The sequence below is a fragment of the Desulfosarcina alkanivorans genome (genome assembly GCF_009688945.1).
Lineage (GTDB): Bacteria > Desulfobacterota > Desulfobacteria > Desulfobacterales > Desulfosarcinaceae > Desulfosarcina > Desulfosarcina alkanivorans.
Map to the genome: position 1 here is coordinate 2230219 of NZ_AP021874.1, position 22780 is coordinate 2252998.

16 protein-coding genes are annotated in these 22780 nt (G+C 36.8%); 2 read left to right on the forward strand and 14 right to left on the reverse strand.

The window, feature by feature from the left end; genetic code table 11:
• Positions 1-183 precede the first annotated feature (183 nt).
• Together DSCA_RS09850 and DSCA_RS09855 are read left to right on the forward strand one after the other, a co-directional pair.
• Positions 184-2499 carry a 2-hydroxyacyl-CoA dehydratase gene (locus DSCA_RS09850; protein ID WP_167527691.1) on the forward strand — a complete coding sequence of 772 codons (2316 nt, stop codon included), beginning with the start codon at positions 184-186 and terminating at the stop codon, positions 2497-2499.
• Positions 2500-2511: 12 nt separating this feature from the next.
• A complete protein-coding gene (locus DSCA_RS09855; RefSeq protein ID WP_155316272.1) occupies positions 2512-3564 on the forward strand; it encodes a GNAT family N-acetyltransferase in 1053 nt (350 codons plus the stop codon).
• Positions 3565-3628: 64 nt separating this feature from the next.
• Here the strand turns inward: DSCA_RS09855 and DSCA_RS09860 are convergent, their stop codons facing one another.
• The 14 genes from DSCA_RS09860 to DSCA_RS09925 all read right to left on the reverse strand — a co-directional run bounded on the left by DSCA_RS09860 (position 3629) and on the right by DSCA_RS09925 (position 22778).
• Positions 3629-4771 (reverse strand): glycosyltransferase, encoded by a 1143-nt coding sequence (locus DSCA_RS09860; RefSeq protein ID WP_155316273.1) that lies wholly within the window; start codon positions 4769-4771, stop codon positions 3629-3631.
• A gap of 11 nt (positions 4772-4782) precedes the next feature.
• A complete protein-coding gene (locus DSCA_RS09865; protein WP_155316274.1) occupies positions 4783-5775 on the reverse strand; it encodes a polysaccharide deacetylase family protein in 993 nt (330 codons plus the stop codon).
• A gap of 205 nt (positions 5776-5980) precedes the next feature.
• A complete protein-coding gene (locus DSCA_RS09870) occupies positions 5981-6670 on the reverse strand; it encodes a GNAT family N-acetyltransferase (protein ID WP_155316275.1) in 690 nt (229 codons plus the stop codon).
• A gap of 62 nt (positions 6671-6732) precedes the next feature.
• The gene (locus tag DSCA_RS09875; protein ID WP_155316276.1) at positions 6733-8220 is read right to left on the reverse strand and encodes an O-antigen ligase family protein; all 1488 of its coding nucleotides are present in this window, start codon (positions 8218-8220) and stop codon (positions 6733-6735) included.
• Positions 8221-8305: 85 nt separating this feature from the next.
• Positions 8306-9844: a flippase gene (locus DSCA_RS09880; RefSeq protein WP_155316277.1), complete on the reverse strand. Its 1539-nt coding sequence runs from the start codon at positions 9842-9844 to the stop codon at positions 8306-8308.
• Positions 9845-9865: 21 nt separating this feature from the next.
• Positions 9866-11449 (reverse strand): alkaline phosphatase family protein, encoded by a 1584-nt coding sequence (locus tag DSCA_RS09885; RefSeq protein WP_155316278.1) that lies wholly within the window; start codon positions 11447-11449, stop codon positions 9866-9868.
• Positions 11450-11582: 133 nt separating this feature from the next.
• Complete coding sequence (gene tnpC, locus DSCA_RS09890; RefSeq protein ID WP_155316279.1) at positions 11583-12974, reverse strand: IS66 family transposase; 1392 nt, start codon at positions 12972-12974, stop codon at positions 11583-11585.
• A gap of 118 nt (positions 12975-13092) precedes the next feature.
• The gene (locus DSCA_RS09895; RefSeq protein ID WP_155316280.1) at positions 13093-15330 is read right to left on the reverse strand and encodes a GNAT family N-acetyltransferase; all 2238 of its coding nucleotides are present in this window, start codon (positions 15328-15330) and stop codon (positions 13093-13095) included.
• 48 nt (positions 15331-15378) lie between these two features.
• Positions 15379-16173, reverse strand: coding sequence for a tyrosine-protein kinase family protein (locus DSCA_RS09900; RefSeq protein WP_155316281.1), 795 nt, complete (start codon positions 16171-16173; stop codon positions 15379-15381).
• A gap of 12 nt (positions 16174-16185) precedes the next feature.
• The gene (locus tag DSCA_RS09905; protein WP_155316282.1) at positions 16186-17640 is read right to left on the reverse strand and encodes a GumC family protein; all 1455 of its coding nucleotides are present in this window, start codon (positions 17638-17640) and stop codon (positions 16186-16188) included.
• Between the two features lie 31 nt (positions 17641-17671).
• On the reverse strand, positions 17672-18670 hold the full coding sequence (locus DSCA_RS09910; protein WP_155316283.1) for a polysaccharide biosynthesis/export family protein: 999 nt from the start codon (positions 18668-18670) through the stop codon (positions 17672-17674).
• Between the two features lie 39 nt (positions 18671-18709).
• Positions 18710-20032 carry an alkaline phosphatase family protein gene (locus tag DSCA_RS09915; RefSeq protein WP_155316284.1) on the reverse strand — a complete coding sequence of 441 codons (1323 nt, stop codon included), beginning with the start codon at positions 20030-20032 and terminating at the stop codon, positions 18710-18712.
• A gap of 23 nt (positions 20033-20055) precedes the next feature.
• A complete protein-coding gene (locus tag DSCA_RS09920) occupies positions 20056-20880 on the reverse strand; it encodes a phosphoadenosine phosphosulfate reductase family protein (protein WP_155316285.1) in 825 nt (274 codons plus the stop codon).
• Positions 20862-22778, reverse strand: coding sequence for an AAA family ATPase (locus DSCA_RS09925; protein WP_155316286.1), 1917 nt, complete (start codon positions 22776-22778; stop codon positions 20862-20864). The genes DSCA_RS09920 and DSCA_RS09925 overlap by 19 nt, the downstream gene beginning before the upstream one ends.
• Positions 22779-22780 lie beyond the last annotated feature (2 nt).

The window sequence follows — 22780 nt, forward strand, 5'->3', positions numbered from 1 at the left end:
GTATTTATTCAGATAGCAGTAATGGTAACGAGGACAATTTTTTGCAACTCAGAAAAAACCAGAAATGGGGATGTGCCTTTCTGTAGACATTTTTTTCGACCCATGTCCAAAACCGTTTCAGAACAGAAGCATTCATTCGGATCCTGAAATTTTATGGAAAATTTCGTTGGGAAAGGGGGCCAGTTGTACGATAAAAGCGATGCTTATTTAGGGCTTGACGCTGGATCGGCCAGTATTGATTTAGTACTGATCGATAGCCATGGCAATGTTATCGAATCCGCATATCATCTGGCATCACCAGAAACCGGCAACTCATATAGGCACCGCAATTCATGTGACCAATGCTGTGAAATGTGCGCGGACCCATGTGGCGCATCCTTCATCGCAACCAAAATTAAAACCTTTATTTCATCGTGCCACGATCATTTTGACATTGAAATAAAAGGGTGCTGTGGAACGGGCAGTCAAATTAAAAAGAAAACACCGCTCCCAATTCATTTAGATCTTCTGGTTAGTGAGGTTAGCGCGCATGCAAGGGGAATGCAATATGCTTCCAACACCGACAACATTGAGGCAATCATTGATGTCGGTGGCCAGGATTCTAAAGTGATGCGCCTGTCAAGCCCTTTAGACTTTAATATGAGTGGATTATGTTCAGCAGGAACAGGAACCTATCTTGATGAAATATCCAGGGTGGAAAAGATAAGTGTTTCCAAATTTGGGGAAATCGGCGCTAAGTACATTAAACGTTACATAGAATCACTTTCCTCTGATGCCCCATTAAATATCGATCATTTTTCATCTGTCTGCACCGTATTCACCAAAACGTCCTATGTTAAGAAAAAAAGCATTTTAACCCTGGAAGAGCGGGTGGCGGCTATCTGTTGGGCCCAGGCTCGTCAGATTTATAATTCGGTGATTAACCACTTACGGGACTATGACGGCCAGATCTCCTTCCAAGGCGGTGTTTCTTTTAATTCCGGAGTGAAGATGGCATTAGACTATCTGTTAAAGAAAGGCCGGTCGCTACCCCATGACGCTATGACGATTCTTATAGTCCCTGAAATAAAAACCTATTGCGACGATAATGGGCATAAAAAGCCTGTGTCTCACCTGATGGGGGCACTTGGTGCAGCATTGTTGGCAAAAGAATATATTAAATTATCCAGGGGGCAAAAAACAGACACCACACACCACCCCGTACCGCTAAAAAGTTCTATTAAACGGAAAAATTTACTTAAAAAACAAATTGCCCTGTCCAAATTACAAGGGGAATCGAGACCCCAAATAGCCTGGTGTGGCACACTTTTCCCAAGTGAAATCTGCTATCTCTTCGACATGATCCCTGTTGCCCTGCCCGTTTTAGCTGCTGTGGATCATAAAAACGCACACGACAATCTTTTGTCGGCGGCAAGGACTGAGGGGGTTGATCGTGCGAACTGCACTATATTATCTGCGATTTTAGGACGGCTTGATCGAACGCCTGCACCGGATTTCATTTTTCATACAAGCGGCAGTTGTGATTACTACCGCCAGCATATGATCAGGCTTATCGACATAGCCCATGAACGATTCGGTATCGATAAGCAAAAACAGGTCTGTTCGATTGATCTACCGGCATTTAATTATGAAAATGATTTAAACTTGAAATTTGTTGCAGACCAGCTAAAGGACGCAGTTGCAAAGGTTGAAGATACGATCAAAGTCAAACATGATCCTGACAAACTCCGAACGATAATAGAAAATGTGAACCAGGCGAGATATTACCACGTTCTGACTGAGAAACTGCGCGCAAAAAACGACATGCTGGCAGCAGGCTCCGAACTTTTAAAACGATGCGTTCTCTATTCTTCGGCATGGGGATGCAGGGAATTCGTTGACATCACCAGATCCTATTATGAGGAAATTGCAGAACGTGCAAAAAACATATCCGGCAAAAGAAGAATAACCGTCTCCAGGAGCAAAGAAAAACACAGAATCCTATGGGTTTACTTATGGGACTATACGGATCCTGGATTATTTCATTTTATTGAAGTTGAGTTAAATTGTGCAATTGTTGCAGAAGAGTTAAACCACATCCACTGGCCGAAGATGGTTCCCAAACGTCCTTTTGAAAGCATCGCCAGAAGGATTGTCCAGCCGATCAACCATATTAATAGCAGGATATCATACTTGACCGAAATGGCAGAAAAATACAGGGTTGACGGAATCATTTTTTTTGTTCATTTTTTCGCGCATTGCCCCCTCGCCAGTGAAACCGTCCAGCATCAGCTTCGTATTAGTGATTACCCGGTTTTATTTTTGGAAGGAGATTGCCTTGATAAAAGCAGACGTCCCGCAAATATGTTAACCAAGGTACAAGCCTTCGTAGAACAATTAAACAAGAAGAAATATGGTAATATATTCGGTTTCAGGTCGAGCCAAAGCACCCTTCGTGCTCGTACGATTGGTAAAAATTTAGCTTTTCCTGATCCTATAGAAAAAGGCAACTTAAACTAAAAGTGAGCAGGGTTGAACCGAACTTTAAAAATACGTAGATATCATTCGGATGATAAAAGTTCTGTTTTAAAAACCTTTAAGGCGGCCTTCAACAAGAACTATCCACCTGCTCTCTGGAAATGGAAATTTGAGAATAATCCCTTCCAGCCCATTGACCACCCAATGATCTACGTGGCCACAAGCCACGGCCAAATAGCAGGGTCCGCAGGGTTGTTGCCGGTTCCTTTTCAAATTGAAGGGCATCCCGTCTCTTTTTGTTGGGGAACCGATCTCATGGTCCATCCGGATTTCCAGGGACGGGGTATTGCCCGGCAGATATACCAATTTCTTACCCAACAGCATGTAATTATAATGTCCATTGGGGCTACCGCAGGCGCAGCCTATCTTTTAGAAAACAAAACCAACTGGTTCAAAATGGAAGGGGCCAAAAAACGGACCCGCTATTTGGATCTTCAGCCATATTTCCAAAAAATGATTCCTCGGATCTCTCATCCATTAGGCCAATTTTCCCGTTGGGTGCTGAAAGACTTATGCAGTTGGAAGCACTATGATCGTAGAAATCACCAAATCAAAGATATTCTTGAAATAGGACCGGAATTTGACAAATTGTGGAAAGCCTTGGAGCCTTGTTTCCCAATTTCTGTCACACGCACCCGCCAGTACCTTAAATGGCGGTATAGGGGAAATCCTCACCATAGTCACCGTATCTACGGAATCTATCAAGCCGAATTACTATCCGCTTTTATGGTAATGGCGTTTAATAAAAAAAGAACAGAAAGTGGATTCAAAGAAGCGATCATCATGGAGTTAGTGGCAGATCCAAGGGATTCCGAATGCATCAAGACGCTTATTGATAGTGCCGTTTATTTGGCAATTGAAAGAGGTTGTCATGTTGTACGATGTTTTTCATCACCTATATTGGAAAACTATTTTCGTGGTAAAGGATTTTATCATCTTCCTAAACAGGACAGTTATTTTTTTGGCACACTCATTCCGGGCAGCATTCCGGCTCGAAAAATTCAGAACACGAGTTGGTGGATGCTGTCATGCGGTGACATGTGGTGAGCAATTAAATGATGCGCCTGCTCTTGATTTGGATTAGTCTCGATTTGATCGACTAAATTCTAACCTACCGACAGTCAGTCGCCTTATTTTGCAAAAGCTTATCATAAATGGCCTCCAGATCTTTCATTTTTTCAGTAATATTAAATTTTTTTTCCACCCTTTGAAATCCATATTGTCCCATCTGGGTCCTCAACTCAGGCGAATCAATCAAATCAGCCAGTTTTTTGGAAAACCCCACTGTATCTCCTGGTGGTATCAAAAAGCCGGTTGCTTCATTGACAACGGCTTCATTGATGCCTTCGACATCAAATGCCACAACGGGTTTTGCACTGGCCATAGCCTCGAGCAATGTAATTGAAAAGGCCTCTCCACCGCTTGCAAGCGTGAATATGTCTATCAGCTTCATCAATTGATATACATCGGATCGCAGTCCTAAAAGCCGGACACAATCCCTTAGTCCCATCTGATCAATTTGTGCCTCTAAAAGTGGCCTCAAAGGCCCCTCCCCAATAATTAGGGCGATAAAAATTCTGCCCTGGTTTTTTAAAAAAGCAAGGCACTCCAGCAGCACTGGGTATTGCTTTTCCGGAGCAAGTCTACCCACCGTTCCGATCACTGGAAGGGTTGGTGGAATTTTCAATGTAATTTTCAATTTCCGAATATCGATTAAAGTGTTTTTTATAGCATCGACATCGATACCATTGTAAACCAGAGTTATTTTCTTTTTATCTATTTTCTCTCGAATCAACAGGCTTTTCTCCATCCCTTTGGATATGGCAATAGAGTGGTCTACAAACGGAAGTAAGAAACGGTTTGTGAATACCACTCTGTTTTTGCGTTTTACCGGTGAACCGAGAGTTGTTCCATGGTCAGTGTTTACAATTACAGGGGGGCAGGCTAAAATCGAACAGAAAATTCCCAGAGGATTCTGACCATGAATATTGACGATATCGATTTTTCTTTTGCGTAAAAATAGTGTCAATTTTAAAGCCCGGAATACATCAAACCCATTTTTCATTCCGAAAATCACACACTCAAAACCTTCGCTTGCAATCTTTCTGGAAACAATATCGTCTGACAAAAGCACACCAACGACGACCTTGATGCGCATTGGGTCATGGGACCGGCATAGTGACAGCACAAATTTTTCAGCGCCGCCGACACCTGCGGTTGGCAATAAATGGCACACATTTATTGGGCGATTCATAGCATATACGGTTAAAAAAACAGGTAGGGACTGTTTGGAGCTCCCTTTCTTTTCATAGTCAAAGGCCTTTTTATGGGAAACGTCTCAAAGCCGACATTGGTTGTGCAGGCATATTTATATCCCGCCTCCTTAACAAGGCGAACAACATTTTCATTATAATACTCTTTCCCGCCATAAGGGTACGCAAACACAGTTACTGGTTTTTGCGTCTGCGCCTCAATTTCCAGTTTTGACGTGATTATTTCATTTCTGATATCGGTATGTTCCATTGTATTCAAATTAGGGTGGGACACCGTATGCCCGCCAAACGATACGCCATGCATGGCCATTTGAGAAACTTCTTCCCATGAAAGCATGGTGCGCTCGTTGCTTCCTGGCCATTCTTCAATATTACAAGCATTTGCTAAACTTTCTAATATGAAGTTTTGTTCCTTTGTTTTAAATTTTTTCAGTTGAGCAGCAATTCGCCGCAAGATATTGAGGCTGTTAGAAGGTTTTTCGGAAAAAAAAGAGCAAACATCATGTGCAATTTTTGGATGGATTTCATATTTGGCTAGTTTTTTTATATCAGGGATGGAAATCGTTTTGTAGAGAATCCATGACAATCGATCATACCACAAAAGCCGAAGTGTATTTATGTAACCTGTGGCCAGAAATACGGTAGCCGGAACATTATACTTTTTCAATATCGGAAATGCTTGGCTGTACACATCACGGTATCCGTCATCAAATGTCAGAGCAATGCAGTCTTTATTATTGGCTTGAAAGTATTCTGATTGATCTAACCGGCTGATATCGACAATCCGGAATTTTTTTTTCAGGAAACGCACCTGCCTTTCAAAATCCTTTGGATGGACAACATCCTCAAAAAGGGGATACGATCGATGGTCGACACGATGGTACATTAAAATATATAGCCGCCTCTCAGTTCGGTTCCAGCGCAATGCCCCTTTGACTCTATTAAATCCTCCATAAAAAAAAATTGGTTTGACAATCTTTTTCATTAGGATGTAATTGTTTATATTTCGCAAGTCCAATTTGGTACGGATCCAGAAGCGGTTTATTTGCTTTATATCTATGTTGCGTTAATATTTTTTCTCTGGACTATCTATTTGATGCCTGTGTTAAAGTTTTTCGCGCTCCTCAATCTCGATCAGATTGTCCTGTTTCTGGATAGGCTATTTACAGCCGTCCCAATGTGATAAATTCCTATTGTTTAGGCTTACAAACCTTGTTGAAATCTGATTCATTTTTAATTACCGTATACCAAAGGAATTTTTTAAAACAGACGGTCCCTACATGAAAACAACCCATTTTTTCATGTGCTCTTATGGATCCTATATTATTCCCTTCGATAAAACCAAAAGCTTTTTTATATCCTGCGTTTTTAAGTTCGGAAAATCTATAGTCCAACAGGACTGAGTGTGCTCCGCGGGCCCTATTTTCTGGGCGAATAAAGGCGTCATATAATAAAACATAACCATCCCGGGGATTTACATTGTAAAAAAAAGGCGCGCTACCTTCATTTTCTATCATATTTGTGCTTGACCAAGCGTAGCCAATAACTCCTTTCTGGTTTGATATTAAATATCCAAGGGAGTGATTCAGCCTGATTTTGAAACGATCGAGAATGATTTTTCCAAATCTGCGCTCAATTTCGGGGAAATCGTCTTCTTTCAAATAATGGCAGTGATACTCGGACACCTCATATCTATTGTGAAATTGCATTTTATCCAGCGGGAATGTCCAAATACCTAATTCTCGGTGCATGTAGAAAAAGTTAAACATTAATTCGAGACTTCCAGACATAATCCAGCGTAGGGTTTTGATAGCACCATTCTTCTCAACGTAGCCATTAAGTCTTTTGTAGTTGTTTTTTAGAATTGTTTGTAATTCCATAAGCTTTAATGTTTTTACCTTTTTTACTGAAATTCTTAATTATACAGGCTATAATTCTCACGCTACTGATTTTTATTTTTTAAAACGGTCATATCCTCAGACAGAATACAATGCAAAGCGACTATTATCCCCAAGGTAAACCACAGGTTGTTGTTTAGCCCGATGTAATCGATTTTTACCAACACATGAACACACCAAGATACGATCCCCCCTGAAAATCCAAGTCCGATAAGGGCAGGCAATTTATCCCCTGATTTTAGAAATAGAAGTGATTTTTTTGAGGCAGCCAGCAGGACCCATATAAAAGATAGAAGGGCGAAAATCCCTGATTCTGCGGCAATTATTAAGTATGCATTGTGAACCGGAAATGGAAAGGTGTAGGATATATTTCTTCTTGAAAAGTCATATTGATGCATTTCAACAGTATAGTTATTCAATCCGACACCGGTTACCGGTTTGTCTTTAATGATATTGACGGCCACCATCATCATGGGAATTCGGCTGTAAGCCGACCCATAATCATCTTCGATCAACCTGTTTCTTACGCTTCCTGAAAGGCTGAAAACCAAAACCAGGACGACAACAAATGACGTCCCGCCAATCACCAGCGCTTTAATGCTGCCGCCAAATCTTATCCAGAACAATCCACAAAGGGTAATAAGCATACCGATACAAAAGGCTACCCACCCCCCCCTTGAAAACGTAAGTAGTTGGGCTAACATACCCATGAGCATGACCAAACCGATGACGGTTCGAAACCTTCTCCCTTGGTCTGTAAAAAGAAAACAAAGCAAAACCGGTATGAAGGAATTTAAATACATGGCAAGGCCATTAGGGGTGCCGATAAGTCCTCCTACTCTTGAAATCCCTTTGCTTCCGGCCCATCCTTCTTTAAATGAACTGTCAAATTCTCCGAATAGCTGTCCCAGACCAAGTGTGCCGCCTGTCATGTACTGCATAAAGCCAACGATACTTTGAATGACCATACAGGTTGACAACGCCACGACAACCCAGATAATTTCTTCTTTCTTTCTAATATTATTGGAAAAATAAAGAAATACAAGGTATCCTTTAACCGTTAGAGCAAGCATGCTGAGGCTTAAAAGTTTATCATCGGCTTTTAATACGGATAGCCCCGAAAAAAAAATAAACAACAACATAGGAAGGGAAATCGAGGGATAAAACCGGAGTCTTTTTTTAAGAATTATCAGTTGAATAAGCCACTGGTTCAATAAAAACAAGAATATCAAATCAAATAGGGATATGGGGAACCCCTGCAATTGTACATAGGAGGTCTCTTTATAAAAAAAATAAAAATCAAGTCGAATCGAAAGTAAGAACGTAGCAAAAAACAAAAAAAATCGCCTGGAATTGGAAAAAAATATAAAATAAGAAAAAAACCCGATCACCCCGAAAATTAGAGCAAATCCCCATTTGGGGTCCATGTTGGAAGCCATTATAATAATCGTACCAACAGCTACGCCCAAAAACACCACAACGATGTTTTTTTGATGCAGCAGATAAGCATGCCCTGTACGATCTTCTTTCAACAGTAGAAATCTCTTTTTAGTGTGTATCGCTGAGGTTTTTTGTAAATAATTACGTATACAATTTTGAGATATTGGGTTTTTAACTTCATCGTTTCTGATGAAGTAATTTTTTCTTTATTGCGTACAACGTTACACGGTCCTCGTAAGATAATTTGAAAAGAAAAAGTAATCCAGTGTAACTCGCCAAAAAAACAATAGAAAACATCATAATCCTTGCAATTTCATTAATATCGACAAAAATTAGATCTGAACTGTGGATGACTAAAAAAGATACCAAACAGCTTAATACAGGCTTCCAAATATCATTGCGGTAAGGATGCATTTTTAGGAAATACCATACCTCCCCCAAGCGTAACAGTTGAACTGCAATTACTGCAAAGGCCGTGGCAAATGCAGCTCCGACAATACCAAAAGAAGGGATGAGTAGAATATTGAGAATAATGTTAATGATACACATGATGCCAGAATTCCACAAATTCGCTTTTGGTCGCCCGGTCATGACCAGCATATATCCGACAGAACCGGTCGCCGAATTTGCCAACTGGCTGACGCAAAGTATTATCATTGCCTGAGATCCAAATATAAAATTAGGCCCCATTATGGCTAAGATTTCTTTTGAGAAATATGTCAACAAACAAAAAATAGGAAGGCTTGCGGTAAGGATCCATTTTGTTACCATCTTAAACTGAATACCCAATTCAATATTTTTTCTTCGGGCAAACAGATCAGCAATAATTGGCGCAAATATTCTATTAAATGAATCTAGGGGGAATGCGATGAAGGGGGTCAGCCGCTGGGCGAGTCCATAAATACCAACCATAGATGCCGGCAGATAGTGAGCCAAGAGCAGCACGTCTGCTTTGCCGATAATTGTATTAAAAAGGCCAGAGAAAAGCATGGGGGTTGAAAAAGAAACCAGTTTCCTTACCTCGAAAACAGTATATGTCTTTTGAATAATTTCCGGCATATTTTTTACTAAAACATAGATGCTGTATATTAATCCTGCGACTTCCGACAACACGTAGGACCATGCTATTCCGGCCATCAAATACCCTGCATGAATGGTCACGATAACCATCGCAAGCCGAGCAGTCGGAATCAGAATTTTAAATACAAATATTTTATACTTTACATGTTTCATTCCCTGAAGAGAGGATAGGCAAAGCCGCCCGACCACGGAAACTGGTATTGAGGCAGCCATAATTTTAATCATCACGACGTTTCCTCCAATCGGAAACACTTTTTCAACAATCAGAGAACTAAATAAAAACAATGACAGGCTGAGCAAGATACTGAATATAAATGATATTCCCATACTTGAATAGATAAATCCTTTTAAGCGAGGAATATCATCAAGCGCTTTAAATTCTGCAACAAATTTAACAACGGAATTCTCCATACCAATGAGTGCCATCATTCGGGTAACCTCAAGAATCGTCATGGAAAGAATATAGGTTCCGTAAATATCTGCACCGAATGATCGAACGATTATTATGCTGATGGCCAACCGTAACAGAACGGTAACCACATTTCCTCCAAGACCGAAAAATGAATTCTTGGCAATCTTTAAAATTGTTCCAGAATCACCGTTGATCCGTTTTTCTCTGGGATGTGCTACAGTCATATGTAATCTATTAGATTTGTGTTACAAATAACCAAGGTTTTCCAAAAGTTTTTTTGATTCTTCAAAATCATCAATTTCGGTTTCATCGTTTTGCAAAAACTCATTGAATCCATCTTCTTCATAAATAGGTTTGTTTTGTTTAATATGGTATTTACTGAACAATTCTTCAATCAGTCGACCATCGTATCTTCTCGGAATGGGGCAGTTCATTAGATATAAAATAGTTGGCGTGACGTCCTGAATAGATATATTACTGTTAAGTTTTTTCTTTATTATGTGCGGACCGTTTGCTATTAAAAGGCCTTCAACTCTATGTTCTCCTGTTTTTTTCCGATCCCGAATATCATAAGTCAACTTCCTACGCGCCGGATGAAATTTTACAATATAGTCATAATCGAGTTGAACGATCAGATCCGGCGCGCTATCTGTTAAGGGTCCTGAATAAATCGTTTCTCGGGGAAAAACCTGCTGTACAAGTTTTTTTCCTGTTTTTGGATCTTTAATTTCTAAAAGTTTTTCAGTGATTCTATTCTTAATTTCTATCAACAGATTTTTTTCAGTATGGTTTTCTGCTTTATTATTAAAACCAATACCGAAAAAGTTAGCATATATAGGATGATAACTAATTATATTCTTATCATTTTCTAAAAATTCAATAGAATCTAATTTTTCATTTTTTATTATTTTCGATAAAATTCTATTTGTCAGGTACTTTTTCCAAAATTTCAGACTGGTCAAATTCAATTGAAACAGTTTTGAGAGTACATAAAGATTAAGTATACGTTTAGGTGATGATCCAAACCCATGATCTGACATCAATAATTTAATTGTTTCTTCTCCAGTTTCTTTTATCAATCTGGCTATTAAAGTATCTAACATAGTGTAGTAATCTTCAATAATAGTAGAAAATTCATTTCGCCCTGAAGGATCTTCCCAGAAAAAATGTGAAATTCGATCTGACCCCGTAAATACGACCATAAAAAAGTCCCATTCCATCTCTTTCATAAGTTTGAGCGTATTTTCTGCCCTTGATTGAGTAAGCCTGAATACATTTTTAATGAACTCGTCCCTGTTTCTTTTTACCAGTGTACCTGCTCTCCATTCATTCTGCTCCATCAATCCATCCAAATCGACTTTATATTCTTTAAGTTTTGAAAAAAGGCTATTGGGATAAACATAATCAGTTGCTTCAGGTGGAACCAGCATACCTGATATGATAAATCCGTCAACTCGATCAGGAGGGTAAGTAATAGGTATATTAACCAATCCTACTTTAAAGCCATTATCATTCAAATTCCTCCAAAATGGTTTGGTTTTAATGTTATTAAAGCTGACTATTCTTTTTTTGGAATTTTCATCATCCTTATTAAAAAAATAAAAAATGCCATGCCTGCCCGGGTTTGTTCCCGTTATAAAAGAGGTCCAAGCAGGTGCCGTAACTGGCGGTACAGTAGATAAAAGTTTACCATAACTACCATTCTTGATAAGCTTTTCAAAAGTTGGCAATTTATTTTTTTTTATCATTGGAAGTATAATATCAAGCGTTCCACCGTCGATTCCGATTATCAGAATCTTATTCTTTTGATAATTGTCTTTTTGTACCATTTGATATCCTAAACGCTAATTATTTTCTTAAATTTAGAACTGTTTGCAGCCTTTTTTTTATTGCGGTTGTTTTTAAAATTAACTGCAATTGGATAAATAAACTGTACGCGTTCACGGGATATTCCCGTATGAATCAAATCCAGGAAAGGTCAGGCATTATATTACGAAAGTAGGAAGCAATACATTCCACGAGAAATGGGAACGTGGGCTTTTCATTTAAACGGCAGGTCTCTTTCAGTGACAAGATCCGCTCGACCCACCGATTACCCTTTTCGCTTTGGGTTCCCAGACTGCGTTTTCGCCACAGCACACCAAAACGTAAGGCCCGCTCAGCGCGATTATTTGTAGGTTCGACGCCATGGTGATCGAGAAAGGTCCACAGACTGTCCATTTCCCGTACGATCTGACGGGCAAGTCTACCAGCATCGGTCTTGTCCTCCTCCCAAAGGGAGACGGTGAACAAGAAGAACGTATAAAAATCCGACCACTGTTTTGAGTCGGGAGGTTCTTTGGCAAACGATACCAGTTGCCTCAGCCAGGCGGCGACGATTTCTCCGAAGCGGCGAAGGTCGGGTTTCTTTCTTTCCGTCAGGGCATCGGCCTTGCGGATCAGGTGAGCCAGGCAGGTTTGGCGGTGCACCCATTTTTGGTATAGGCCGTATCCATCACTGACCAGAATGCCGTTCCAATCCTGGATTAAGTTTTCGAAGGCCGCCTTAGACCGGTGTGGGTCGATACGATAAAATGCCACCCGTTCATTTACCATGGCCCACAGCCAGTGCAGATCATTTTGCTTAAACCAGGATGTTTCGTCGATGTAGTTACACCAAAAGCGTCGGGCGATCTGGCCGATGCGTTCGTAGACTGGCAATAGCGCATTTGAGGTGCGGTCGACAATTTTCTGGATGGTTCCGGTGGCAATGGGAATGTCTAATACAGATTCGCACAACTTTTTGACATCGTTTCGGCTCATGCCCTTGATGCCGCTCAGTTCACCGATAAAGGCGGTAAAACGAGGACCGTAACCGGTGGACATCTCAGGTGGCAGCATGGCTTTGACCACGTTACCGCAGTTAGGGCAATCGCATTGCTGGAGAAGATAGTGATTGACTTGCATTTCGATTTCGGGAAGCTCAATATGTTGATGTACGTAAAACGTTTTCATCTTTTCCTGATCGAAAGCCGAATGCCCGCATGAGCAACGTTGCGGGGTCAACCAATAGCTCTCGGTCGGGTCCAGCACTTGCTGCTGGTGCGGCTTATGGCCTTTCTGACCGCCTTTAGCCTTTTTGCTCTTTTTTTGCTTTCTCTTCTTCCTCGCAAAAGGTGGATCGGAAGACGGTGGCTTGCTGGAGTTGTGAGAATTTTTCCGGGTCCGAACCTCGAGCTTCTCGAGCCGTTTTTCGTGGAGTGCAATCCGCTGTTCCATATCGAAAAGCGTCCGTTCCAGAGCCATGATGTAATGACGCACCGGCTCTGGCGTCAGTTGCCAATCGAGTTCCGAAAAAGGTCTTTTGAGTGCCATGAAAAGCACCCTATCATAGCCAAAAAGAAAAATCTAGATTTATTTTGAATTATTCCAGATGGTTAGGAACCTTACCTTTGTGTATTGATTTCGGGGACTTGCGAAGCCAATCGGACCATCAAAGTACCCCGTGAATGCTTACAATAAACTTATCTATTGTATAAATGAGTAGCGAACTTAACCGATTGTTAAAAATTAAAATACGGTAAAATCTATCCAAGCTGTTTGACCAATCTATTTTGAATTTTTCTTCCCCTCGACCGTGGTTATATTCTATATTTCTATTATCAAAACAACTTTGAATGGTATCTTTTAAAAGAAGTATACCAGGTGAGAACTTTTTATATACAGGATCATACGAGGTACTGTAAGAGAAAAACTTGTTCTTTATTAAATAACCAATCCTATAAACAATTAGTCGATTTTCTACAAAGATTCCAAGAAGTCTCAATTTCCCTTTTTCAGCGAATTTGGAACAAACTTTTAACATGAAACAATAGTCTTCTGACGAATGAAATAAAGCGGTTTCAGAGTTTTTTTTCCATGATTTATTTTCAACTTCTGCAATAATATTCAAAATCTGTTTAATTTGTTTTTTCTCTTTGACCAACAAAAATGAAATAGTTCCATTTTTGCTAAGTAAGGCATATTTATGCCTGATTTTTTGAATTGTTTTCTTAGTTTTTTCCTTAAGAAGAAAATCTTTCCATCCAGTATTAATCTTTACAGTAGGACACCCCTGACAATGTTTGTCTTTTCTTGTAATGTGGAAGTACTTCCTTTCAATTAAATAGTTGTTCAACCCTTCGAAGGCTTTTAAACCAATTGGTAATCTTTGTAATTCAATAACATGCCACAGTCTGTTATTATCCATTAGGTAATTAAAAGCATGGAGCCACGCTAAATTTGTATCGATATTTAATATAGGCGACAAGTAATCAGATTTTCCAGTGCCAATAAACTGTATTTTTTTTATGGTAACGTTCAGATATTTATCATGAGCGATCATAAACGGGAAAATAGCTACTGGCTTATTGTTAAGATGAAGCATAATAATAAATAGCTTATTTTCTTTCCCATATATTTCCCACCATGTTTTATTCCATAAATAGGTTTGAAATGGTGTAATTTCAACATCTCGATCTTCAAGTTTACACCATATATTTTTAATTTTAACCAATTCTTCTTCATTTGTTATAACTGAAGTTCTTATTGGTTTAATTTCGCGTTTGAAACTTTTTTTTGTATTCAAAACAGGACTATTTTTACTCTTATTATTCATTACTTCCTGATAAACCTTTTCAGTTTCTATTGAAATTGAGTCCCAACTAAATTTTTTTTTTGTCAGTATTGAAATTTCATTACTAAATTTTTTTCTAATTTCATTATGGTTTAGCAAATATACGATTGCATCCTTCAAATCATCCGAATTATGAGGAGAAACAATTAATCCAGTATTACCGTTTTCCACCATTTCGGGTATACTGCCAACGTTGGTTGCAATTACAGGTTTTTTGAATGCAAAGGCCATGGCGACGACGCCACTTTGGCTGGCTTCGACATATGGCAAAACAACAAGCGTACATCTTTTAAAGAAACCTGATACTTTTTCATTTGGTATGAATTCATCATGAACTTCAAATATTTTTTTACTTAATTCATTTTTTCTTTTCTTTAAATCATCTCCATCGCCTGCTATGAGAACTTTAAATCCCGGAATCTCTCTCTCGACCAAAATACATGCCTCAATAAGAAATTTAAGTCCTTTATATTTTTCCATTCGTCCAAAAAAAAGAATTGTATTTTTTTCTTCTTTTATTTTTTCTTCATCATTTTTAAAAGAAAATAAGCTCCCATGAGGTATGGAGTATAAATATTTCAATTTGGAATTAAAATTGTCTAAATATTCTTGTTTTAATTTTTCACCATGAACTATTACATTTTTGTATACACACCTGCGAACATATTGCAATAAGGTGTTATATTTAAATTTCGTTCCAAAATGAGGTAAAACGTCATGAACGGTAACAACAATTGGTACTCTAAAGAGAAATAGTGATAGGTAGTGAATATCACCGCTTTCTTGAATATGTATTATACTCGGCTTAAACCGAAAAACGAGAAGAATTAAACTTAATAAATTCTTAAAAACTTTAATGTTTTTTCCTGGATATTTTTTAAGTATTGTATATTGTAGATTATTGCTATCCAAAATTTTCTTTAATTTTTTTTTTCCAATAGTTTGTTCCACCCTTTTATTTGAGAGCAAAAGATGGACGACGTGTCGTTTCCTCAACGCCAACGCTAATTCCAATGCATATTCAACATGATGTAAAGAAGCCAACAATATTTTCATTATTGATTCATTTTTTCTAAATTTTCAGGGGAATTTGCCGAACTTTAGTTAAATTCTGTTATACAGCCATTTAGGAATTACATGCCTAACACGATTCAGTACGAGCCCTTCAATATTGCATTCATTTTCTCTAAATATTTGAAGGGCTTTTTCTACAATTTCAAATTCAGTTCTGCCAGCCTGTACAACTAATGCGGTAGTATCAGAGGCAACAGCTACAGCTAATGCATCTGATGAAGTAAAAATGGGAGAAGATTCAATTAGTATGTGATCATATAATTTTCTTATTTGATTAATATAGGTAATCAAATTGTTTTGAACGAGATTAGATGATTCAATTGAAGAAGCGAACCCAGCTGGTATTATATGAACATTGCTTTTTCCAACACGGGTGATAACATCTTCATGTTTTACTTCATTTTTTAATAATTCACATAATCCTGGTTTTAGATTAATTCCAAAGGCAGTATGATATACTGGATTTTCTAAATTTGCATCTATGAACAACACATTACCTAAATGTTTTTTTTCCATAATATGGCTAATTAAATTTGCAGTTATCGTAGAGGTTCCTTCCCCCTTCCTGGAACTGGTAAAGTGAAATACTTTACTTTTACTTTTCATTGAAATACGTTCTATCCGTTGTGCGAGAACTCCAATCTCATTCGTATCCTTCAGGTCAACAAACATAAATTGATTGATAATTTCCGGTCTAATATGCTTTTTTTTAGCTTTCTTTTCAGTATTGTGTACTTTAATTGTCCTTTTGGTATCCTTAACCGGATGTAACCCTTTATCTGATAATGTTCCAGCTTTTTGTAATGCCTCATAAGTTCGTGACATGTCTTTCCTTTATTAATTGTAATAGTTTTTAAATGCGCAAATTACCGGAATTGAAAGGTTGTTTTCTGCTTGGGTGGTTGTTTTTATAGTATGATCAAAGTGTTCTAAAAAGAAAGGTGTACCCAATGCAGCAAACAAACCTAGTATAATTGAAGATACGGCCATTAGCGGCCTTTTTGGTGAAATCGGTTCTACCGGCAAGGTAGCCTCGTCAGCAATGGTAACATTAGCGAGGTGGTGTTTCTTCCGCTCACTATAAATATTTGCATCTTCTGCCTTGGAGGCATATAGTAAAAAATTATCGTTATAAATTTTAACTTCTCTTTCTAAATTCCTTAATACACTTTCTTTCTGGCTAAGATCATTTGCCTCTCGCTGCAATTGTTCTATTTTAGCCTGTAATGAACTTTTTCGTATTCGTAAACTTTCAAGTTCTAATTCATCTGTTTTAATTGCTTTATTTATTTCATTTATCATATCATTTTTTAATTCGCGTATCTGGTTTTGTATATCTAAGTACTCTCTACTCGCTTTAGTATAGTTTTTTAATATTTCACTACGTTCAATCAGGAGTGGAACAACTCCTTTTTCAAGTTCTACAATTGAAGGTATTGTCCTCATTTCTTTTGTTATCAAAATTTCTTTATCACTATTATTCAGACTCTTTCTAAGTTGTTCGATTCTACTATTAGCCTCATCAAATGAAATTTCTAAATGCCGAATTTCAGGTCTTACCTCAGTTAGAAGCTCTATATAGGCTTTATTTTGTTCTTCAAGGTCTACAATATTATTTTTTACCTGAAATTCTTTAAGGTTTTTTTCAGCATCTTCTAGCATTTTTCTATATTTTTCAGCTTGAACCCTAAAGAAGTTAACTCCCTCTTCTTTAGAAAATACATCATTATGATGTTTAATATATATGTCCAACATGGTTTCTAACGTTAACGCCGCATTTTTAGGATTTTCCGACAAAAGACTTATTATTATTATATTTGATTTGGCAACGGGTTCAACATTAACAGATCTTCTTAAATTTGAGACAAAAGCATCGAAATCAGAAATTTTTTCTTTGAATTTAATTCCTACCAGGAATGTGTTGATAGCTTCTTTTATTGGTTTAATCCATTTGATTCTTGGTGATTGTTCTAACCTTAATCCATCCTTCAAAAGAAGATCAACCGTTCCATTAAATACAGCATCACTTGTTAATAATTCGATTTCTGTGTTTAAATCTTCTAAAGATAGGGGTGCAATACGTTTTTCGTCAGTCCCAGAGGAAATAATAACACCTTCACTTGTTTTTGGTAAAAGGAGAATTTTAGATTCACTTTTATATATAGGAGTTACGGTATAAGAAAATGTAATAACTAATCCCACAATGATAATAAAGATAAAAATTGCTTGCTTTTTCCAATAATACCATGTTCTGAATAAATCACGATTTGAACTTAAACCTTTAAGTGTCACGATTTAATCTCCATCCAAATATTTAAGTTTATTATGGATTAATTCGATAAGTAAAATTCATACTTATATCCCTTGGAATAATTTTATTTATGTATTGATCTATAAACTGATTTGCCTGGGCAATTTTATTTTTTGGAACAAAAACTACATCGAATCGTTTCAGAAATATATCTTCTCCAATGTTCCCATTTTTAAGAACGTCTTCGATATTCACTAACCTTCCTACAGGCTTTCCATCTAAACTCCTGCTAAGTACCAGAACTGTTTTTAAAGATGCAGTCTCAAAAATAATACCAGCCTCGGATAAAATTTGAGTCACTGTCGTTGGTCCCACGAGTTGGTATGAATCTGGTTTTCTTACTTCTCCATTTACATACACTAAATTGCTGTTTGTAGAATACAATGCTATTGAAATGGCAACACTGGAAAATCGTTTTTTGTAATTTGCTGACAACGTTTTCTCAAGTTGTTTAACCGTTTGGCCTGACGCTTTTGTATCCGTCTCTAGGAAAAAGGGGCTTATATAGCCATCAGGCCTTATCAACATTGTCTTGCTGTGTCCCCCTCTGTCACTTTTAACAGCTTCTTTGAAACCTTTAAGCGCTTGGCTGAACTCTATCAGTTCTATGGTTAATTCGGGATTTTTAAAAGTATCACTGTATATTTCTACTATTTTGTTTTTTAATTGTAATGTTGACAAACCTGCTGCACGTATATCTCCTTTTCTAGATAGAGTTATTTTTCCATCTGGTCTTATCGTTGCCCGTTTGTTTGTCTCTGGATGATATAAAAAATTTACATTTATAACATCACCCACTTCAAGCAAATATTCTTCTTCACTCGGTTGTGTGCTGAAAAAATATGTAATTTGTATCGTATCTCCTTGACCTAATATATAATTAGATGTTTTTTCTACAATTTTTTCACTATAATATGCATCTTTTTTAATCTCAACAGTTGGTCCTACACATCCAATAATGATTATTACCAATGGTATCATGACGAATATAAATTTATTTTGGGTATTCATAAAAAACTCCTCTATTGACTGTTAGTATTTATCAATAATTCATGTTTTATGATATTCATCCAAAATTAAATTTTTTACGTCGAAAATTGTTCTGACACCATTCCCCCTGTTAGAAAATATAAAAGCATCGTCGTTAGTGTGCATACCCTGAAGATTTGAACGGCCAAAAAGATATGGACTTCCAATTTTACCCTTCAAGTCGAAACCATATTCAGATAAAAGTACTAAATCCGGGCCAAACTTTTTATAAGGTCCGTGATATAATTGTTCACGGTCAAATACCTGCCTCAACACCGGACTCCCGTTCTTGTAGGTAAGCTCTCCTAAACCGGAAGCAATTTCTGATTTAATTTTTTCTACATCTTTTTTTCCGATTGATCCGTTTTTAAATCTATCTTTTTTATTGATATATATTCTGGAGGGATCCATAGCGAAGGCTTTTGAAGATGGATTAATATCTTCCCAGCTGGATGGGTGATTATTGATATATGATAAGAAACCGTTTTCTTCCAACCATTTATTTATGTATATCTCAGATTCAATTCCAGTAAATCCATGATCAGAGAGGATCATAAAGTGGTTCTTACCAATATTTGAACCGGGAAGCTCCATAAATTTAGTAAAAAAGGTTCCAACAAATTTATCTACTTTTTGATAGTATTGAATAAAGTCCTTGTGCAATTTTTTTGAGGGATCAGAACCTGAATTCCATAAAAAATGATTGATACGGTCAGTGCCGGTTACGACTATAAGAAACAGGTCCCACTGTTCCCTATTCCATAAAAACTCTCCTATTGCCATTCGGGATTTTAGGGTCGTATCAAGAGAACGAAATAAAAAACCAGTGTTTGAACGACTTCTTTTTGTATCGATATCAATTGAATATTTTATTTTCTGTAATTCTTTAAAAAGATTTGAAGGATAAACGGCTTTTTTTAAATTGGGGGCTACAAAGCCTGAAATTAATACACCTGAAATATTTCGCGAGGGATACGTTGACGGAAGATTTATTACAATTGATCGTTTTGACATCTCGCCTAAATCGTCAAAAATAGTATTTAATTTCAAATTTGAGAAATTGGGGAAGTACATCTTATAACTTCCCGGAATAAGATCGACAAAGCCAAATATACCATGTTCTCCTGATTGAGCTCCAGTCATAAAAGAGGACCATGAAACCGATGAAATTTCAGGCAAACATACACTCATTTTATTAAAGCGACCCTTTTTTATTATAGAACTAATATTAGGTAATTTGTTCTTTTCGATAAGTTTTTTTAAAAAAGTGAAGGGTACACCATCTAAACCAATAATCACGGTTTTATGCCTTTTTCTATCTTCTGTTTTTTTAAATAAAGACATTTAGTATAGCCTATATTTATCCTTTACATGTATCCAAGATCTCGAAGCTGTTCCATTATTCTTTCTTTGTCTTGATCTCTTCCTGACCTCTCAATAGTGTTTTGTAAATCTTGTTCCCATGCAGGCAATTCAGAATTCTTAACGGTGGAATATTTTGAACCGAGTGATCTGTAACCATTGTTGTAAAGCGAACAGAATGGAATATTTTTCCTGTGTATTAATTCCCAAATATCTTGTTCCTTAAAGTGGAGCATAGGGTGTATTCTGACGTGGAATGGATTGTTTATGTTTTTAAAATAGTCTTCTGAACGTCTAGCGCCCTGCTCATCCCATCTGATTGCGGTTCCAACCATTTCAACTTGATTATTTTCTATAAAACTGTTCATCACTACTGTTTTCAGAAGATGGTTGCACACTAAAGATTCCGGTTCCAAAATTAGAAATTGATCTGTAAATCCGAGATTTTTTATTTCAATCTGATTTCTATTATTTAGGTTTTTTATACGAATCCTCTCTCCACAATTTTTTACTTTTTCTAATACATCCGTATTCTTAAGATATGTTACATCAATATTAAAATGTTTTTTGAATTGATCTACAAAATCAATTATTTCTTCAAAAACAGAACCTTCATTTATAAAAAATGTTTTAGGTGGTGGTTTACCGTTCTCTTTAAAAGTTTCAATGTATAACCACAGCATAGTTGTACTATCCTTCCCACCGGTCCAGGCCAAATAAAAATTTTTATAAGGGCATTTTTTTAATCCGCTTATAATGATTCGTTTTGTTTTGTTTACTTTTTCTTCTATTGAAAGATTTGATAATTTTTTTATTCTGCTTTGTTCCACCCATTCTCTCCTGTTTTTTCGAGAATAAAAGATAAATGTTCAGGCTTAAGGGCAAACAATCTCTTTTCCGCTTCATCGCTGCTATTAAAGGATCCCAAATATATACGATAAACCAAATTTTCACCTTGTATTTGTTTATCGGATATGACAGAAAGCCTATTATTATTTTTTAACCGGTTACATGATTGTTGAGCTTCTTCTCTATTATAGTACGAAGAATAATGAATTAGGTATTTGCCATTCCCATCATCTACTACAAGATGTTTTTTTTCAAAATGAGGTAAAATTAATTTCTGGCCTGGGAAAATCTTGTTTATATCATATAAATGAGGATTCGCCTTTTGTATTAGATCAATAATGACTCCCATTGATACGCCATAAAAATCATGCGATATCTCTGACAGATTCTCACCTTTTTTTACTATTTTTAAACTGAATTTTTTATCTTTCTCATCCTTTTTTTCTCCTAATCTTCCCTCTGAAAATTCATCTTGTTTAGTTGTACTCTCTTCATCTGAATGAAATATATTTTCTTCCCTTTTTTTATCATGTTCTGTTTTTTCAACATAGTCCTCTGAGATACTATTATTTGAAAACGGTCCTGTGTGAATATCCTTTCTGTAGCCTTTTTGATATAAATATGATTTTTTAGTCATGACTTCTGATTTAATTGTAATTGGGACGGCTCTATCTTTAGAATATCTTTTTTCTAATAGTAGATCCTTATATTCATCTTTTATTTCCAAATTTATTTTCTTTCCATTTAATCCTTCTGGTTTTCGGGTCTCATCTTTATCCTTTGGTTCAAGATCATAACCAACAGCATTTAAAAGTTTTTTTTCTTGATTTTTCGTAACTTCAGATTCTATTTGAGCTTTTATCGATATTTTATTTTTCTTTTGATTAGATCCGGCTAACTTATCCTTCCTTATATTTTCTGAGTTTGTAGTAATTTTAACTTTTCCATTATCTTTTTTTAACTCTAAATATTTTAATAATCCATCCGAGAACCAGAAAACCGAAAAAACAATCAAAAAAAATACACCCACCCATAATAACGCGTTGTAATTATTTACATTACAGAGCTTTTTTCTCTTTTTGAAGTTCATATCGTCGAGCACTTCTTTAACTATGCGATGGTCAATAGCGGTTGCCGACAAAGCATAACCGATAAGAAGAGAATTATCACAAATATGGTTGATCAAGCGCGGAAACCCCCGACTACCTGAACTGATTAATGAAATTGCTTTTTTTGTAAATATTTGTGATCTCCTACCTGCAACCCGTAACCTATGCTCAATATAGTTCTTAATTTCTCTTTTGCTTAATGGCTCTAAGTATCGATTTATTACCACTCTTTGTGATAATGTTTTCAATGATTTTTTTCGAAGCTTCGAATATAGTTCATTCTGACCTACCAATATAATTTGGATCAATTTAGTACTGGCACTTTCCAGATTTGATAGTAACCTTATTTTCTGCAATGAAGATTCTGTAAGAAGGTGCGCTTCGTCAATAATAAGCACAACTTTAATATCCTTACTACTTAGGTCTTTCAACTTCTCCTTAAAAACTTCAAGCACTTCAAATGGACCTCTATTTTCTGAGACCACTCCCAACTTTTTCGTCATGTATTCTATGATTTCAGCAACTTTCAATTCCGGATTAATGCTATTGAAGATTAGGTAGGATGGATTGATTTCCTTTATCAGGGCATGAATCAAAGTCGTTTTACCTGTTCCAATATCTCCTACCAAAACTATAAATCCTTTTGAATTTTCGACACCATAAAGTAATGAAGCTAAAACTTCCCGATGTTTTTTTGACGGAAAAAGAAATCGTGGATCTGGCGTGTTTTCAAAAGGAAATGAATTTAAATGATAATAGTCTGTATACATTT

Excerpts from the sequence above, each read along its gene's own strand:
- DSCA_RS09860 (WP_155316273.1), bottom strand. The coding sequence starts at position 4,771 with ATGAATCGCCCAATAAATGTGTGCCATTTATTGCCAACCGCAGGTGTC.
- DSCA_RS09865 (WP_155316274.1), bottom strand. The coding sequence starts at position 5,775 with ATGAAAAAGATTGTCAAACCAATTTTTTTTTATGGAGGATTTAATAGA.
- DSCA_RS09870 (WP_155316275.1), bottom strand. The coding sequence starts at position 6,670 with ATGGAATTACAAACAATTCTAAAAAACAACTACAAAAGACTTAATGGC.
- DSCA_RS09880 (WP_155316277.1), bottom strand. The coding sequence starts at position 9,844 with ATGACTGTAGCACATCCCAGAGAAAAACGGATCAACGGTGATTCTGGA.
- DSCA_RS09885 (WP_155316278.1), bottom strand. The coding sequence starts at position 11,449 with ATGGTACAAAAAGACAATTATCAAAAGAATAAGATTCTGATAATCGGA.
- tnpC (WP_155316279.1), bottom strand. The coding sequence starts at position 12,974 with ATGGCACTCAAAAGACCTTTTTCGGAACTCGATTGGCAACTGACGCCA.
- DSCA_RS09895 (WP_155316280.1), bottom strand. The coding sequence starts at position 15,330 with ATGAAAATATTGTTGGCTTCTTTACATCATGTTGAATATGCATTGGAA.
- DSCA_RS09900 (WP_155316281.1), bottom strand. The coding sequence starts at position 16,173 with ATGTCACGAACTTATGAGGCATTACAAAAAGCTGGAACATTATCAGAT.
- DSCA_RS09910 (WP_155316283.1), bottom strand. The coding sequence starts at position 18,670 with ATGAATACCCAAAATAAATTTATATTCGTCATGATACCATTGGTAATA.
- DSCA_RS09915 (WP_155316284.1), bottom strand. The coding sequence starts at position 20,032 with ATGTCTTTATTTAAAAAAACAGAAGATAGAAAAAGGCATAAAACCGTG.
- DSCA_RS09925 (WP_155316286.1), bottom strand. The coding sequence starts at position 22,778 with ATGTATACAGACTATTATCATTTAAATTCATTTCCTTTTGAAAACACG.